Annotated in this window: 18 protein-coding genes and 1 other RNA gene; 14 read left to right on the top strand and 5 right to left on the bottom strand. The window is 31.7% G+C overall.

All coding sequences use genetic code 11. The features are described 5' to 3' along the window. The first annotated feature begins 61 nt into the window (after window positions 1–61). Window positions 62–949 (top strand): aldose 1-epimerase, encoded by an 888-nt coding sequence (locus tag ACRBBL_RS07980; RefSeq protein ID WP_431368501.1) that lies wholly within the window; start codon window positions 62–64, stop codon window positions 947–949. Further along, window positions 922–1,089 (top strand): hypothetical protein, encoded by a 168-nt coding sequence (locus ACRBBL_RS07975; RefSeq protein ID WP_431368595.1) that lies wholly within the window; start codon window positions 922–924, stop codon window positions 1,087–1,089. The genes ACRBBL_RS07980 and ACRBBL_RS07975 overlap by 28 nt, the downstream gene beginning before the upstream one ends. Window positions 1,090–1,168: 79 nt before the next feature. Here ACRBBL_RS07975 and ACRBBL_RS07970 read toward each other — a convergent pair whose 3' ends face one another. After that, window positions 1,169–2,233, bottom strand: a complete 1,065-nt coding sequence (locus ACRBBL_RS07970) for a glutaminyl-peptide cyclotransferase (protein ID WP_431368500.1) — start codon at window positions 2,231–2,233, stop codon at window positions 1,169–1,171. A gap of 86 nt (window positions 2,234–2,319) precedes the next feature. Here ACRBBL_RS07970 and ffs point away from each other — a divergent pair. The 11 genes from ffs to fsa all read left to right on the top strand — a co-directional run bounded on the left by ffs (window position 2,320) and on the right by fsa (window position 9,595). Then, window positions 2,320–2,417: signal recognition particle sRNA small type (gene ffs, locus ACRBBL_RS07965), an RNA gene on the top strand. Window positions 2,418–2,586: 169 nt separating this feature from the next. Next, window positions 2,587–3,393 (top strand): SDR family oxidoreductase, encoded by an 807-nt coding sequence (locus tag ACRBBL_RS07960; protein ID WP_431368499.1) that lies wholly within the window; start codon window positions 2,587–2,589, stop codon window positions 3,391–3,393. Window positions 3,394–3,405: 12 nt separating this feature from the next. After that, window positions 3,406–3,981: a DUF664 domain-containing protein gene (locus tag ACRBBL_RS07955; RefSeq protein ID WP_431368498.1), complete on the top strand. Its 576-nt coding sequence runs from the start codon at window positions 3,406–3,408 to the stop codon at window positions 3,979–3,981. A 26-nt stretch (window positions 3,982–4,007) separates the two neighbouring features. Continuing rightward, window positions 4,008–4,619 carry a hypothetical protein gene (locus ACRBBL_RS07950; protein WP_431368497.1) on the top strand — a complete coding sequence of 204 codons (612 nt, stop codon included), beginning with the start codon at window positions 4,008–4,010 and terminating at the stop codon, window positions 4,617–4,619. A gap of 52 nt (window positions 4,620–4,671) precedes the next feature. Next, window positions 4,672–5,244 (top strand): hypothetical protein, encoded by a 573-nt coding sequence (locus ACRBBL_RS07945; RefSeq protein WP_431368496.1) that lies wholly within the window; start codon window positions 4,672–4,674, stop codon window positions 5,242–5,244. Window positions 5,245–5,253: 9 nt separating this feature from the next. Further along, complete coding sequence (locus ACRBBL_RS07940) at window positions 5,254–6,303, top strand: hypothetical protein (RefSeq protein ID WP_431368495.1); 1,050 nt, start codon at window positions 5,254–5,256, stop codon at window positions 6,301–6,303. A gap of 18 nt (window positions 6,304–6,321) precedes the next feature. Next, window positions 6,322–6,687, top strand: coding sequence for a hypothetical protein (locus ACRBBL_RS07935; RefSeq protein ID WP_431368494.1), 366 nt, complete (start codon window positions 6,322–6,324; stop codon window positions 6,685–6,687). Continuing rightward, window positions 6,680–6,907, top strand: coding sequence for a VF530 family DNA-binding protein (locus tag ACRBBL_RS07930; RefSeq protein ID WP_431368493.1), 228 nt, complete (start codon window positions 6,680–6,682; stop codon window positions 6,905–6,907). Before ACRBBL_RS07935 ends, ACRBBL_RS07930 begins: the two co-directional genes overlap by 8 nt. Window positions 6,908–6,982: 75 nt before the next feature. Next, a complete protein-coding gene (locus tag ACRBBL_RS07925) occupies window positions 6,983–7,618 on the top strand; it encodes a hypothetical protein (RefSeq protein WP_431368492.1) in 636 nt (211 codons plus the stop codon). A gap of 426 nt (window positions 7,619–8,044) precedes the next feature. Further along, window positions 8,045–8,572: a hypothetical protein gene (locus ACRBBL_RS07920; protein WP_431368491.1), complete on the top strand. Its 528-nt coding sequence runs from the start codon at window positions 8,045–8,047 to the stop codon at window positions 8,570–8,572. A gap of 369 nt (window positions 8,573–8,941) precedes the next feature. Beyond that, window positions 8,942–9,595 carry a fructose-6-phosphate aldolase gene (fsa, locus tag ACRBBL_RS07915; protein WP_431368490.1) on the top strand — a complete coding sequence of 218 codons (654 nt, stop codon included), beginning with the start codon at window positions 8,942–8,944 and terminating at the stop codon, window positions 9,593–9,595. A gap of 120 nt (window positions 9,596–9,715) precedes the next feature. Here the strand turns inward: fsa and ACRBBL_RS07910 are convergent, their stop codons facing one another. After that, complete coding sequence (locus ACRBBL_RS07910) at window positions 9,716–11,140, bottom strand: thioredoxin-like domain-containing protein (RefSeq protein ID WP_431368489.1); 1,425 nt, start codon at window positions 11,138–11,140, stop codon at window positions 9,716–9,718. Window positions 11,141–11,334: 194 nt separating this feature from the next. On the opposite strand from ACRBBL_RS07910, the gene ACRBBL_RS07905 reads away from it, so the two are divergent. Next, a complete protein-coding gene (locus ACRBBL_RS07905; RefSeq protein WP_431368488.1) occupies window positions 11,335–12,966 on the top strand; it encodes an ABC-F family ATP-binding cassette domain-containing protein in 1,632 nt (543 codons plus the stop codon). 128 nt (window positions 12,967–13,094) lie between these two features. Here the strand turns inward: ACRBBL_RS07905 and ACRBBL_RS07900 are convergent, their stop codons facing one another. From ACRBBL_RS07900 to ACRBBL_RS07890, 3 genes are all read right to left on the bottom strand, one after another. After that, window positions 13,095–13,247, bottom strand: a complete 153-nt coding sequence (locus tag ACRBBL_RS07900) for a hypothetical protein (protein WP_431368487.1) — start codon at window positions 13,245–13,247, stop codon at window positions 13,095–13,097. Between the two features lie 73 nt (window positions 13,248–13,320). Continuing rightward, complete coding sequence (locus ACRBBL_RS07895) at window positions 13,321–13,752, bottom strand: hypothetical protein (RefSeq protein ID WP_431368486.1); 432 nt, start codon at window positions 13,750–13,752, stop codon at window positions 13,321–13,323. Between the two features lie 176 nt (window positions 13,753–13,928). Further along, window positions 13,929–14,624, bottom strand: coding sequence for a DUF4253 domain-containing protein (locus ACRBBL_RS07890; RefSeq protein ID WP_431368485.1), 696 nt, complete (start codon window positions 14,622–14,624; stop codon window positions 13,929–13,931). Window positions 14,625–14,931 lie beyond the last annotated feature (307 nt).

The raw sequence follows: 14,931 nt of genomic DNA, 5'->3' as shown, positions 1-14,931 counted from the left end.
GTCAATGCACAGTTTCTTAGTATTTTCGATGCTTTATTAATGGAAAGAAATCTAAAAGAGCGTGTTTCAAATACAAGAAAAGAACAACATCATAGAAATTTCAAGTGAAAACAACAAAGTGTCTGCTTCTATAAACATAAATGAAGGCGCACGATTGTATGATGTAAAAGTGAATGACAGGATAATTATTTCTGAATACGAGAATTTCCCGTATAAGAATTCATCCGCATCAGCGATTTTATTTCCTTTCGCGAATAGAATTGAAGACGGAACCTATACTTTTGAAGGAGAAACGTATCAAATTCCATGCAATGAAATCGAAAAGAACAATGCAATTCACGGATTGTTATACACTAGAAAATTTGAAGTGTTTGACAAGCAAGTTACTTCGAGTGTTGCAAGCATAACGTTTCAGTACATACATGATGGTTCTTTACAAGGATTTCCATTTCCCTTTGATTTTTTCCTTACGTATAAACTCACCGAAACATCAGTAAATGTTTTTATAAAAGTTGTCAATACTGGAACAAAAACATTTCCGTTTACAATTGGTTGGCATCCGTATTTTAATTCTGAAAACTTATACGAAAGTACAATCAATTTTAACTGTGAAGAAGAATACACTACAACTGACGATCGAAGTCTCACCAATGGGACAACACCACACAAAATGTCAATGCCTTTCCAATTAAAAAACCATCCATTTGATACAGCATATAAATTGTTGAATGATGAAATCGGATTTACAACACCAACATATCAGGTAAAGATAAAAGGTTCAGCACCTAAAAATTATGTGCAGTTTTACACACCAAAAGACAAAAGCATTATTGCTATTGAACCCACAGTTGGACTTTCAAATAGTTTTAATAATGGAATTGGGTTGCAGACTTTATCACCAAACAAAACCTATGAAATTTCATGGGAAGTGGAAGTTGTGAAATTGTAAATAAAAAGGTATTAGGTCTTGGGAATTGGGTATTAGTACGTTTCTTAAGAATCAATATTTCGACAGCGCTCAATGTGGCAAACAATCCAAGGCTCAAGTTTACAAATTTCACCAAAATGCCAAGAGCAAAGCGAGTCTAAGCAAGTCTAAAAGATTCTCGTTTACACGGGAACGAGTCTAAAAGCAAAGCGTGTCTAACAATCTAATAGTCTAAACAACCTACTTCTCCATAATCTCTACCTCAAACATCTTGTCCCAGTATTTTCCTGTCACAAAATAAGTTTTTGTTTTCGGATTGTATGCAATACCATTAAAAACATCGGTAGTTGGTAAAACTGTTGTTTTCTCTTTCAAACCTCTAAAATCAATAAGCGCTTCCAAAGCACCATTCTTTGGATTAATTATCATCATGCTTGGTTTCTGGTAACTATTTGCAAAAATCTTCCCATTAATATATTCCAATTCATTCGATTTTACATACGTACGTTTATTGTCACATACCTGAATAGCGTATTGTTCTTTGAGTGTTTCAGGATCTAAAATCCAAATCTTTTCAGTTCCATCACTTTTAAAGAATTTTTCACCATCTGTGCACAATCCCCAACCTTGTTTACTTTTTTGATACGAAAAAGTGCTCAAACGTTCTAAATTATCAGGATTAAAGACAAAACCAGTATTAGATTGCCAAGTAAGCATGTATAACTTATCATTCAAAACCGTAATTCCTTCACCAAAATACTGACGATCTAAATCAATTTTTTGATATACTTCTCCAGTCTTATAATTTACTTTACGTAATGATGATTGACCACGTTGTCCAGTACTTTCAAAAAGAGTATCTCTATAAAATTCCAATCCTTGTGTATACGCCTTACTATCGTGTGGATACGTATTAATGATTTTATAGGTGTAAATTTTAGGTTTACTATTCGATAAAATCGTCACATTCTTTTTTGCAGTAGCCGTTTTTCCTTCTTCATAGGTAACTGTAGCTTTCAATAATTGCTTTCCTAATAATGAAGTTGAAGGAATAGTAGTTTCTAAAACTAACGGATTTGAACTCGAATTTGTCAACTTTTGATCGTTTATAGAAAATGTTACTGCCGTAATATTGCGCTGAGTTGGGTTAATAACTGTCGCTTTTATAGCTGAATTTAGCTGTACTTTATCTGTTTTCCCATCAAGTTTGATAGAAAAACTAGGTGAAGTTGTTTTTTTTTCGCCTCCGCAAGAAAAAATAGTTAAACTTAAAAATGTGATTATGAATAGCTTATAAAATTTCATTGACTTACTTTATTTTTGGCAAGGTAATTCATAAAAATCAGTTTAAAAAATCATTGCGTAAATGTAAAAACATTTTATCTTTGCAGCGGCAAGTCCTACACAACCAGCTCCTGTTGAATCCTCCAGGGCGGGAACGCAGCAAAGGTAAATGGTTGAGCGGTGTGATGTAGGTAGCTTGCCTTTTTTTGTGCCCTAAAGTCAAGCATCTACGAACGACTCACTACATATTCATCAAAACTTTATATTTTTTATATTGAGACAAGTCTCAAATCATTCCTCTCGATTATTGAGTCAAGGCTTCATTTCTCCTTTTTTTTAAGCATATTTGTAAAAAATAAACAAAACCTAAACGAATGTCAAAAGTTGTATTGATTACTGGTGGTTCATCAGGAATTGGAAAATCTATTGGAATTTTATTAACAGAAAAAGGCTATACGGTCTACGGAACTAGCAGAAATCCTGATAAATTTAAAGATTTTACAGCTTTTAAACTTATTGCTTTAAATGTTCGTGATACGGAAAGCATTCAAAAAGGAGTGTCAACTATTATTGAAGCGGAAGGTCGTTTAGATGTTTTAATCAACAATGCAGGTATCGGAATTACTGGTCCGATCGAAGAAACACCAGATGAAGAAATTCACAAAGCATTTCAAACCAATTTGTACGGTCCTATCGCAGTCATGAAAGCTGTGTTGCCACAAATGCGCAAACAAAAAAGCGGGCATATTGTAAATGTGACTTCTATTGCAGGTTATATGGGATTGCCGTATAGAGGAATTTACTCTGCAACCAAAGGCGCATTAGAATTAGTGACAGAAGCAATGCGAATGGAAACTAAAATGTTTGGGGTTGAAATAGCGAATGTAGCGCCAGGTGATTTTGCTACAAATATTGCCGCAGGACGTTATCATACGCCAGTTTTTGAAGATTCTCCATACAAAGAGGTCTACGGAAACATGCTCAAGGAAATGGACGCGCATGTAGATGGCGGATCTGATCCGAAAATAATGGCGACCTCTGTATTAAAAATTATAGAAACCAAAAAGCCTAAAATTCATTACAAAGTTGGCGCGTTTATGCAAAAATTTTCAATTGTCTTAAAACGTGTTTTACCAGATAAGGTATATGAAAAAATGTTGATGAATCATTATAAACTGTAAATTCTTAAAGTCATGAAAAAGCGATCTTATAAAATACTACTTGCTATATTTTTAATACTTAGCGTGAATTCTGCCGTAAAGGCGCAAAGTACTATAGAAGTTCCAGAGGGCTATACTACGCAAATTGGAAACATGGTAAGCATGCTTGAAGATTTAAAAGAAAGAGTTACTCGAAGTGTAAAGAACCTTTCACAAAACGAAACTGATTTTTTATTAGATAAAGACGCAAACCGAATTGGCGCCATGATTATTCATTTGGCTGCCACAGAAAAATACTATCAAGTATATACTTTTGAAGGTGGAGATTTTGATCCAGAAGAATTTAAAAAATGGGAAACTGCATTAAAATTAGGAGAAAATGCTAGAAATAAATATGTAGGGAAACCAATTGAGTATTATCTTACTATTTGGGATGAAGTACGAAAAGAAACTTTAGCTAAATTAAAAGAAAAAGATGATGCATGGTTTAAAAAAATGGGACCGCAAGATGCAATGAGTAACCAATATGCTTGGTATCATGTTATGGAACATCAAGCCAATCACATGGGACAAATTAGACTTGTTATTAAAAGAATTCCAAAAAAGTAATACAATTTACTTTTTAAGCATTTTATATGCGAAAGGTCTTACAAATACTAGTCGTTACAGGTGTCTTACTAATTTCAGGAATTTTTGTGGAGTTACCCATCTGGTTGAGTGCAAGCATTCTTTCAATGCTCTTTATAGTAGTTTTATACTCAGAACTTGGAACTTTAAATCACAAAGCAAAAGGTGAACTCGTGTTGCGAACTAATGGTAGGAAAATTAAAACAGTTCCTTATATTTTAGGATTACCGTTTTTAGGATACTTTATATATCGACTTTATATGGGCGATATCAGTGGAAGTAATTTTTTCTTTTTAGTATTCCCAATGCACTTATTAATACAAACCATTGTGCACGTTGTACGTAAAAAATATAAACCTATTATTTTCGCTATAGACGGAAACACCTTATTATATTACAGTTTTAACGTTAAAAAGTATGATGTTGATATACTGAATATACTGAGATTTGCCCCTAGAGGTGATCGATTGCAAGTAGGTTTTGACGATGGATCCTCTCTTGTAATTGAAGCCAGAGATTACGATACAACTGAATTTATTGACTTTTTTGAAACGCTTACTAAAAAATCTGAACGCAATTTTAAATTCATCAATGAAGTAACTAAAGAATTCCCAAAATAATTACAAGTGTCCACAGTATTTACAAAAAAAGATAACAACCATAGACAATTTAATGGATTCAAATGACACTATTTTACTAGAATCAAAACTAAAACGTTTAAGAATTTCATTTTCGAAAGAAAATGGAAAAATCATCATTTCTCAAGCGAAAATGAATTATGTTGTTTTGATTTTCTTAATTATACTTCCGATTCTATTAGGAATAGGACTTACATCATTTTTCTTTTTTGAAGAAATAAACATTTTTGAGTTTAGTGGAACTAAAACAATATTACTTATTGGAGGTATGTTCTTTACAGCTTTTGCAAACTTGTATCGTATGCGTATCAAACAGAAAATCAATAAAGCCACAAAAATTCTAGGCTACAAATACATAACGCTTACTACAAAAGATCAATCAGTACGCTTTGATGCACATACGATTGAAGCGTTTGAATATATTGTGGAAGAAGGTGAAGGTGATGATGATGAAAATAAAATGTATCATGGAACACTGTTTTTAGTTGATACCAAACAGCAAAAACATCTTTTAATTGGTTTTGATGCAGAATCAGAGCAGTATTTAATTGATGATTTGAAATGGTTTAAAACCTATTTTGAGAAACATGTTCAATTAAATTCATAAATTGTAAACATGCGTACAAAAGGTTTCTTTTTTAGAGTATTTCCTATACTTGTCGGATGTATTACATTGCTGCAAGTATCGTGTTCACGTGAAGTTTCAAGTATTCCTCCGCAACATATTGAAAAGGGTTTGCAAGCATCTGAAACACCTTTTTCTATCGCTGTAAATTCGGTTAGTTTTCATCCAAATATAGTTTATGGCGATGCTGAACGAAATGTATATGACTTTTTTAAGCCAAATATGGAAGAACCATCTTCCTTACTCATATTGATTCATGGTGGCGGATTTGTAAACGGAGATAAGTCTAAGTATTATGATTCTTATAGCTATCGCAGATTTATCAATTCATTAGTACAAAAAAATATTGCTGTTGCAACGATCAATTATCGTTTTGTAGATCCGTTAAATAAAAAAGGAATTTTGAGCAGCTTGACAGATGCAAAATTGGCTTTACAACACATGCGTTATTTTTCAGATAGTTTGCATTTTCAAAAAGACAAGGTAATGATTTATGGTAGTTCGGCTGGAGCTGCCACAGCTATCTGGATTGGATTTGGAGACGAAATGGCACTACAAAATAGCGAAAATCCAATAGAACGGGAATCAACACGTATACAAGGATTAGTTGGAATTTCTACGCAAGCAAACTATAATATTGTTGCTTGGCATGAAACCGTATTTTCATCGTTTCAAAAAGATGGATTTAATGAAGCATCTTTAAAAGAATTAATAAAAGAATACCGCATTCTATTGTACTCTGGAGTTGATAACCGAGAGGATTTAACTTCTGAAGCTGCAAAAACGTATCTTAAAAAAACAGACATGCTATCTATGTTATCTGCGGATGATCCTGTGTTTTATTTATCTACAGATAAATTCTCAGGCGATGTACCAAAAAATATGAGCGAAGTATTTCATCATCCATTGCATGTACAAACAATTCAGAAGCAAGCAGAAAAAGTAAACGCAAAAGGTATTTACTTTGCTCCACAAATCAATTTAGATAATTCAGGTGGAGAAAGCTATGAGGAATTCATCATTCGAACTATTGGCAATTAATTTTATACATTAAGAACTATGCGTATCAAACTTTTATTTTTAGTAGTGATAGGACTTCAGTTTGCAATAGCCCAAATAGATTTCAAAAAAGAAATCGTTGGCAGTTGGGAATTAAATGCTATTGTAGGTAAACTGCAACACGGAGAAAAAGATCCGTTCATTAGTTCAGAGGTATCGCTTACTTTCAAAAAAGATGCTGTTTTATTGATGGAAGTACAAGATTTTGTGCTAGAAGCTACATATACACTTGAAGACAATGTATTGACAATCGGGAAGAAACAATATAAAATTGAATCTATAGAAGCAAATAAAATGATTTTAAAACCTATTGATAAAAAAATAAAGCTTCGCTATAACTACAAAAGAAAATCCAAAGATGAGTAACGAACAACCAAACAATCCGCTACACGGTATAAAATTTGCAGAAATTGTAGAAACTTTAGTTGATTATTATGGTTTTGAAGAATTGGGAGAACGAATTAGAATCAATTGTTTTACGAGTAATCCATCTGTAAAATCAAGTTTAAAATTTCTTAGACGAACGCCTTGGGCAAGAGAAAAAGTAGAGAAACTCTATTTGAAAGTCATTCAAGAAAGTACATAAAAAATAACACATTGTAAATTACCACTTGTAACATTCTAGAATCCTTAGATACTGATAGTTTATAAACTTTTTTGAATGAAATACTTCATTGCGATATTAACACTAGGAGTTATATTTTTATTAGGGATTTTCTTTGAGTTTCCACTTTGGATACTAATTGTAGTAAATCTTTTCCTTTTTACCATATTATTAATTTGGGAACTTTCAGTCTTTACACATAATTTTAAAAGTGATATTACATTGAAAAGTTATCGAAAATCCTTGAATTTATCTAAATATATTGGAATGATACCGTTTGTATTCTCTTTTTTGTTCGAAAAAGAGAATTGGAATAATAGCAGCACTTTTGAGTTTAGTATGATGCTATTTTTAATTATAATTTTAAGCGCAGATATCATTACCTATATCGTATATAAACTAAGACATCCAGTAACAATTTTCATAGATAATGATAATTTAATATTCAATAATTGTTGGCAAAAGAAACGAAATTTGAAAGACTTAAATTATATTGGTATTCCTTCAATGACGGGAGAATTGGAATTGGGATTTATTAAAAAAGAGGATGTGCGAATACCATTTCGCGAGTATGACAAAAAACAATTTCGTCATTTTTTAGAAATACTTGTTGAAAAATCAGAACACAATGTATATCTCACGGAAAAGGTGCAAAAAAAGTTTCCTGCAACTCTACTTAAGCATGCACGATAGTATACCAACATTACACATAAACATGACATCTATACAAGTTTAGATCAAAGTCTCGTAAGTTTTATCGTAATTTGTTAGTAAGAAACAAAACAAAAATATACTGCTGTTTTTATAGTGTAATTAACAGTAGCTATACTTTGAAATTTTGAATTGTAAAGCCTGTGTAATGCAGGCTTTTTTTTAGTGAAACTCACTATTGAAAAGTCTGAAAAGACGCATTCAATAGTGCTAGTTGAACTAATCCTGATGTAAATCAGGATCTTCTACTTTATAACTGAGCAGTTACTAGTGTATTGTGTTTTTCTTTGATACATATGACTTTGAAAAATCTGAAAAGACGCATTCAATAGTTGAAGTTAAACGGTATATCTTATCTGAAAAATTGAAGCGAAAGACTTAACTTTACTTAAAATATAACTATCAAACATGAAGTACGATGATTTTCTTGAAGAACTAAAAATACTAGTTCAAGGTGTTGATGAATATAATATTCCTGAAGAAGAATATTTTAGAAAACTATTATTTCAAGTAGAACTGAATGCTGCTAAGAATGTTACGGCTAACTTGTTATTAGCTATTTTTAAGGAATCATTTACTTCTGAATCAGTTCAATTTGATGAAAATTGGAATAGTATTGAAGAACCAGCACTTTTTACAGATGCAGCACAAATGTCGAATAAAGAAGAATTGGAGTTTACGAAAAATACGCTGCGTTTTTTTATTTCGGATTTGAGAAGGCTAGGAGACAAAGTTTTAAAAGATCCACATAGAGGATTTGGACTAACTTCATCTTCTGGTGCTAAATGGTATAATTTTGATATTACTTCTATTGTCTACGGATGGGATAGTTTTTGTAATGATAGCTCAGGAACGAGTGCTGAAAATTCGAACGAATGCATATATTCTTGGTGTGATATTTCGGATATATTAGTATTTGGAAAAGGCTATGAATAAATGAATTTGTTTGTAAACAGATAGGAGAGAAGCACGCGGAAATATACTGTTATTTTGCATTTTACTTAGGTTTAGTAAAATGTTAATAAATAAGGAATTATTCTATACACAGAGTTTGTTTTCACATACTTTAATATTGTAATTTTACGCCAAATTGCGTTAAGGATAGCAGCGACATCCTTTTTTATATTTTGATACGTCATTACGAGGAGTTTACGACGAAGTAATCTGTTTGTTGAATAAACAGATTGCCATGAATTTTTAAAAAATTCTCGCAAAGACGTTTCGTTTTAAAAAAGATATAGCGAATAGCCTGTAAAAACGCCCAAATTAGAAAACACAACTTTTATATATTAAAATAGATAACAGATGAAATTTTTTATTGACACGGCTAACTTAGATCAAATTCGTGAAGCACAAGCATTAGGTATTTTAGATGGTGTAACTACAAATCCGTCACTAATGGCAAAAGAAGGAATTACAGGAGCCGAAAATATCTTGAACCATTACAAAGCGATTTGCGAAATTGTTGACGGACATGTTTCTGCTGAGGTAATTGCAACAGATTTTGAAGGAATGGTAAGAGAAGGAGAAGCATTGGCTGCTTTGAATCCGCAAATTGTGGTAAAATTACCTATGATTGCTGATGGAGTAAAAGCGTGTAAATATTTTTCGGATAAAGGAATTAAAACGAACGTAACGTTGGTTTTCTCTGCCGGACAAGCTTTATTAGCTGCAAAAGCAGGAGCAACGTATGTATCGCCATTTATTGGTCGTTTGGACGATATTTCTACAGACGGATTGAACCTAATTGCAGAGATTAGATTGATTTATGATAACTATGCCTTTGAAACAGAAATTTTAGCTGCTTCTGTACGTCATACAATGCACGTGATCGATTGTGCTAAGCTTGGCGCAGACGTAATGACAGGTCCATTAAAATCGATTGTAGGTTTATTGAAACATCCATTAACTGACATCGGATTGGAAAAGTTCTTAGCAGATTATAAAAAAGGAAACTAGGCATTTTAAAATTATAAATGTAAAATGCTAAATTTTAAATAATAAAGTAGTCATACTTTTACAAACAAAAAAGCGTCTTAGAAATTCTAAGACGCTTTTTTTATATCTGTATTTGTGTATTTATTTTTTGAATTGATCGTGTAAAGTTTCACTATAAATATCTGCAAATGCATCTACAATATTGCCACTACGACCAGTTATGATTAGTTTGTTAATGCTAATTAAAGCAAAATCGCGTAATACATTTTCTCTTTTTCCAACTCGGTATTGCCTGCTTTTTGGGAAGTTAAAATCTCTTACATCTTTTTTCCAACGCTTATGATCTGTATCTAAACTGATTCCGACAATATTTAAGTTTGGATATTTTTCCGCTAAAGCTTTAATCTTTTTTGTAATTAATCGTTTGTGAGGTTTCTGTTTAGAAGTCCAAAAGTAAAAAATAGTCTTTCCACGTTTTGAATTCAATTGATTTACTGGAACGCGTGCATGTTTGTCATCATAGACAAAAATTTGATTTGAAAAACTATTGCCCGATTGTAAACTCTTAATTCCGTTATGCAAGTTTGTAATTTCTTCTTTCGATTTATCGTCTGTAGCAATAGTTTGATACATTTTAAAGAATTCATTATTCTTTACAATATCAGACGTATTGTTTCTAAAATATGAATATGCAGTAAAGCGAAGCAGTTCGTTTCGCAAGTACGGATACGTCACTAAACTGTCAATAAGTGCCAATTTATTTTTATTATAAGTCAAAGAAGAATTCAATGCTTTTTCATCACCTTTCAAATACTTCTGCAAACATTCACTATACGATGAATTGTTAATATGCTGCATAATGTAACGCGCATACGGACGATAATGACTCATTGTAGAATCATTCATATCAATCTTAGATTTGTACTTAAAAAAAGAATCGACAATCTTTAACGTAGAATCTTTCTTCTTGCGTTTGTAAAACATATTTTGATATGTTTCCAAATATCTAAAATTTCTATATTGAATGGCTTTGTCTGTAAACTTTTTAAATGCGACAGAAACATTCGGGTTAGCTGTTAAAAACTTTTCTTGTTTGGTGAGTTTAATATCTTGTAAAGAATCTATTTTATTAAGAAATGCTTCACTATTTAATTTTGTATACTGATATATTGGTCGTTCATGACTTGCATTTAACAAATATAATTCGATATAAAAGTTGTTTTTCTCAGCACCTTTTCCTGTAAAAAATAACGATTCGTCAAACTTATAGGTGTTCAAACGCAACAACAAACTGTCGCCTTTTTCCAAATAGATATATTGATATTCAGGATAGTGATAAAACTTATACAATCCGTCTTTATGGTTTTTCAATTTTCCCATAAAACGGTTGTTATCGTCTAGTTTTAAAGAGTCTACAAACTTTCCTTTATGATATAGAATCACATATTCGTCGCCTGGATTTATAATTTCTCCACCAAAATACACAACGTCTTCTGCGTTTGTTTTTTGGGCGTCATTACAACCAAAGCAAATTAATATGAGTAATAATGGGGTTATATATTTCATAGCAATTTGATGAACTCTTTTTCAAGTTTTAACAAAACTAACTATCCAAAATGCAATACGGTGTTAATAGGCTGTTAAAAATAGAAGTTAAAACGTTAAGACTAACCGAACTAAAATTCGCTTTAAATCCTAGTAATATTCAATCTAATTCTTACTTTTGCGCAATATATAAAAAAGTTTAAAAAACGAAAAGAATGTTATCTGTATCTAATTTATCAGTGCAATTTGGAAAACGTGTGTTATTTGACGAAGTAAATACGACGTTTACAACAGGAAATTGCTATGGTGTTATCGGAGCTAACGGCGCTGGTAAATCCACTTTTTTAAAAATACTATCAGGAAAGATGGATGCTACATCTGGGCATGTTAGCTTAGAACCTGGTAAACGTATGTCCGTTTTAGAACAAGATCACTTTGCGTATGATGATCTTCCTGTACTTGAAACTGTAATTATGGGAAACAAACCATTGTTTGCTATAAAAAAGGAAATGGACGAAATTTATGCGAAAGTAGATTTTTCAGATAAAGATGGAGAACGCGTAGGTGAGTTGCAAGTTGAGTTTGAAGAAATGAATGGATGGAATGCCGATTCGGATGCAGCTGCATTATTATCAAACTTAGGAATTGCAGAAGGAAACCATTATTCTTTAATGAGCGAATTGGATGGTAAGCAAAAAGTACGTGTGTTATTGGCACAAGCACTTTTTGGAAATCCAGATGTGTTAATTATGGATGAGCCTACCAATGATTTGGATTTTGAAACAATTGCTTGGTTAGAGAATTTCTTAGCAAATTATGACAACTGTGTTATTGTAGTTTCTCACGATAGACACTTTTTAGATGCAGTTTGTACACATATTTCAGATATCGATTTTGCAAAAATAAACCACTACAGTGGAAACTATACGTTTTGGTACGAAAGTAGTCAGTTAGCAGCAAGACAGCGTGCTCAGCAAAACAAAAAGGCTGAAGACAAAGCAAAAGAATTACAAGAATTTATATTGCGATTTAGTGCAAACGTTGCAAAATCGAAACAAGCAACATCTCGTAAAAAAATGTTGGCACGTTTAAAAGTTGAAGATATTAAACCATCGAGCCGTCGTTATCCTGCAATTATTTTTGACAGAGATCGTGAGGCTGGAGATCAAATTTTAAATGTAGAAGGATTAAAAGCAAGTGCTGATGGCGAAGTATTATTTCAAAATGTAGATATCAACTTGGCAAAAGGCGATAAGGTTGCAGTAATTTCTAAAAATTCGCGTGCAACGTCTGCTTTCTATCAAATTATCAATGAAAATGCTAAAGCTGATGCTGGAACGTTTAAATGGGGAGTTACAACGTCGCAAGCGTACTTACCTGTAGATAACTCTGAATTCTTTGATAATGATATGACTTTGGTCGATTGGTTACGTCAATGGTCAAAAACAGAAGAAGAACGTGAAGAAGTATTTGTTCGTGGATTTTTAGGGAAGATGATTTTCAGTGGAGAAGAAGCTTTAAAAACTGCGAGAGTACTATCAGGAGGAGAAAAAGTTCGTTGTATGTTATCGCGAATGATGATGATTAGAGCAAACGTATTAATGCTTGATGAACCAACGAATCACTTGGACTTAGAAAGTATTACTGCGTTTAACAATTCATTGAAAAACTTCAAAGGAACCGTTTTATTTACAACGCACGATCATGAGTTTGCACAAACAGTTGCCAACAGAATTATTGAGTTGACTCCGAGTGGAGTTATCGATAGATACTTAACTTTTGATGATTATATGAATGATCCAAAAATAAAAGAACAACGTGAAAAAATGTACGGAGTACAAGTATAATTCACACAAAGTATACAACTAAAAAGTCCCTTGAAATTGTTTCAAGGGACTTTTTTTATATGTAATATATTCAGCGGTTTACTGAATATCGGAATTTCTATTTATTTTTTATTGTAAAAATGAAGGTATTAAGCTAATCTGCAAATTCCACTGTAGCATTGCCAAGGATAATCGCAAGGTTTTGTATCTGTACAAAAACGTGGTAATCCGCCAACAATATTTCGCTGTCCATTTTTATTTATAAAACTAAACCCGTCGAGATTTGAAATTTTATCTAACATAACTTACTTTTTTTCATGAGGTTTAAATGTACAAAAAAAATATGTATTAAAAAGTATGGTTTTTCCTTATTTTTTATCTGTATTTCTGCAATTCTAGCGTACTAGAACTTGCATAGAGTATTTTATAACGCATGTGGCGTCGTGTACTATCTAAAATCAATATGGAATCGCCATCGATAATTTCGACACTCCAAGTGCCTTTTTCAATCTCTTTAGTCGCCTTACGATTTCTAGTGTTAACATTATTTCTAGTCTTAATATTATTTCCATTCCTAATATTATTATTAGCACATCGCCTAGGTCTTGTTGAATGTGGTATGCTAAAAGAATGATCTTTGTTAAGTGTAAATTGAAAACTTCTCTGTTGTTGTTTTTTAAAAACAGAATACACAATTATGCCATCAGAACTAGAAATTTTATACCAAGTATTACCTGCTAGTTTTTCTGTGTTAATTTGACCAAAAGCAAAAGTGCTAACGAATAGTAAAATGTAGTATAATTTCATGCTTACATCTGCAACAAAAATAATACCAAGACTTTTTATGTTTACTTTGCTTATGAAAAGAGAACTTGTTTATAAAATTTAATTTCTATAAAAGACTATATATTAAGCTTTTAACTTAAGATTGAATTAAACCTAAAAATTATTTCGGTGTGATTTCGTTATGCATCAGCCTTATATTAGTCCCACCAAAGCCAGAAATACTTATTCTGTTTATAATCCATAATCATTTCTTCCATTGATTCATAGCCTTGGTCAATTACATCTGGACAAAATTTATAAACATCTAAAGAAAACTTTTTTAGATCGCTCGGAAGTTTTCCCATATACGCATGGATTCTTGAAACATCAATAACTACAAATTTGAAATCAACTTGTTCATTCCATTCCTTCAATTTTTTAATAACATCAGGATTATAAACATCATAGTTCACGCCATTTGTTCCAATTTTTTTAATTAGTTCGAACGGATCAGAACCATTAATAATTACAATGTCGAAATAACTATTATATGATTCATCAAAGTCCATATTTGTAAGAAATATATAATTGTTTCCTTTGATAACTTCATCGTGATATTTGTTGAAAATGGAATGCGCTTTTTGCTCATTTACAAATTTGAAAACTAAACCTTTATCTAAGAAGTAGTGTTCTTCATTTCCTTCTTTATCGTAATTCCAGACTTCTCTATTTAACTTAGTTGGTTCTTTTTTGATATCCTTTTTTATATTAGAAAGAAGTGTTAAATCAATTTCTAATCCATTTTTGTCAATATTATTTACTGTAGTGGTTGCAGCAATTGCTGATTTAGATTCCTTTTTATTCAAACATGAAACAGTTACAATCAGTATTAAAAAGTAAATTAGTTTTTTCATATAGTTTATAAATATTGATACAATAGAAATTCCTATCATTTTTAGTATTACCAATACCTAAATTTAGGTAAGAAATTAAAGTTAAGAGTATTTCATCTAAAATTATACTAAAAATCACGATTTTTAATATTCTTCGTTTAATTCATTTGTTTAGATTCTAAATACCATGAATCACAAATTTGCGATTCAAACGGACGTTCTTGTCAACAAAAAAACGCTTTCTACCGAAGTAAAAAGCGTTCATATATTTTAAAATTCAGCACACTAAGCTGAGTCGAAATGTGACACACTGAGCGGAGTCGAAGTG

The organism is Kordia sp. (assembly GCF_050633145.1).
Lineage (GTDB): Bacteria > Bacteroidota > Bacteroidia > Flavobacteriales > Flavobacteriaceae > Kordia.
The sequence above is the reverse complement of the archived record's forward strand: the minus strand, read 5'-3'. Positions and strand labels throughout refer to the sequence as shown.

What these genes read in the sequence shown, in the direction of transcription:
- ACRBBL_RS07940 (WP_431368495.1), top strand. Translation starts at nt 5,254, where the DNA reads ATGCGTACAAAAGGTTTCTTTTTTAGAGTATTTCCTATACTTGTCGGA.
- ACRBBL_RS07905 (WP_431368488.1), top strand. Translation starts at nt 11,335, where the DNA reads ATGTTATCTGTATCTAATTTATCAGTGCAATTTGGAAAACGTGTGTTA.
- ACRBBL_RS07910 (WP_431368489.1), bottom strand. Translation starts at nt 11,140, where the DNA reads ATGAAATATATAACCCCATTATTACTCATATTAATTTGCTTTGGTTGT.
- ACRBBL_RS07970 (WP_431368500.1), bottom strand. Translation starts at nt 2,233, where the DNA reads ATGAAATTTTATAAGCTATTCATAATCACATTTTTAAGTTTAACTATT.
- ACRBBL_RS07920 (WP_431368491.1), top strand. Translation starts at nt 8,045, where the DNA reads ATGAAGTACGATGATTTTCTTGAAGAACTAAAAATACTAGTTCAAGGT.
- ACRBBL_RS07900 (WP_431368487.1), bottom strand. Translation starts at nt 13,247, where the DNA reads ATGTTAGATAAAATTTCAAATCTCGACGGGTTTAGTTTTATAAATAAA.
- ACRBBL_RS07895 (WP_431368486.1), bottom strand. Translation starts at nt 13,752, where the DNA reads ATGAAATTATACTACATTTTACTATTCGTTAGCACTTTTGCTTTTGGT.
- ACRBBL_RS07955 (WP_431368498.1), top strand. Translation starts at nt 3,406, where the DNA reads ATGAAAAAGCGATCTTATAAAATACTACTTGCTATATTTTTAATACTT.
- ACRBBL_RS07960 (WP_431368499.1), top strand. Translation starts at nt 2,587, where the DNA reads ATGTCAAAAGTTGTATTGATTACTGGTGGTTCATCAGGAATTGGAAAA.
- ACRBBL_RS07935 (WP_431368494.1), top strand. Translation starts at nt 6,322, where the DNA reads ATGCGTATCAAACTTTTATTTTTAGTAGTGATAGGACTTCAGTTTGCA.
- ACRBBL_RS07890 (WP_431368485.1), bottom strand. Translation starts at nt 14,624, where the DNA reads ATGAAAAAACTAATTTACTTTTTAATACTGATTGTAACTGTTTCATGT.
- ACRBBL_RS07930 (WP_431368493.1), top strand. Translation starts at nt 6,680, where the DNA reads ATGAGTAACGAACAACCAAACAATCCGCTACACGGTATAAAATTTGCA.
- fsa (WP_431368490.1), top strand. Translation starts at nt 8,942, where the DNA reads ATGAAATTTTTTATTGACACGGCTAACTTAGATCAAATTCGTGAAGCA.
- ACRBBL_RS07975 (WP_431368595.1), top strand. Translation starts at nt 922, where the DNA reads ATGGGAAGTGGAAGTTGTGAAATTGTAAATAAAAAGGTATTAGGTCTT.
- ACRBBL_RS07925 (WP_431368492.1), top strand. Translation starts at nt 6,983, where the DNA reads ATGAAATACTTCATTGCGATATTAACACTAGGAGTTATATTTTTATTA.
- ACRBBL_RS07950 (WP_431368497.1), top strand. Translation starts at nt 4,008, where the DNA reads ATGCGAAAGGTCTTACAAATACTAGTCGTTACAGGTGTCTTACTAATT.
- ACRBBL_RS07945 (WP_431368496.1), top strand. Translation starts at nt 4,672, where the DNA reads ATGGATTCAAATGACACTATTTTACTAGAATCAAAACTAAAACGTTTA.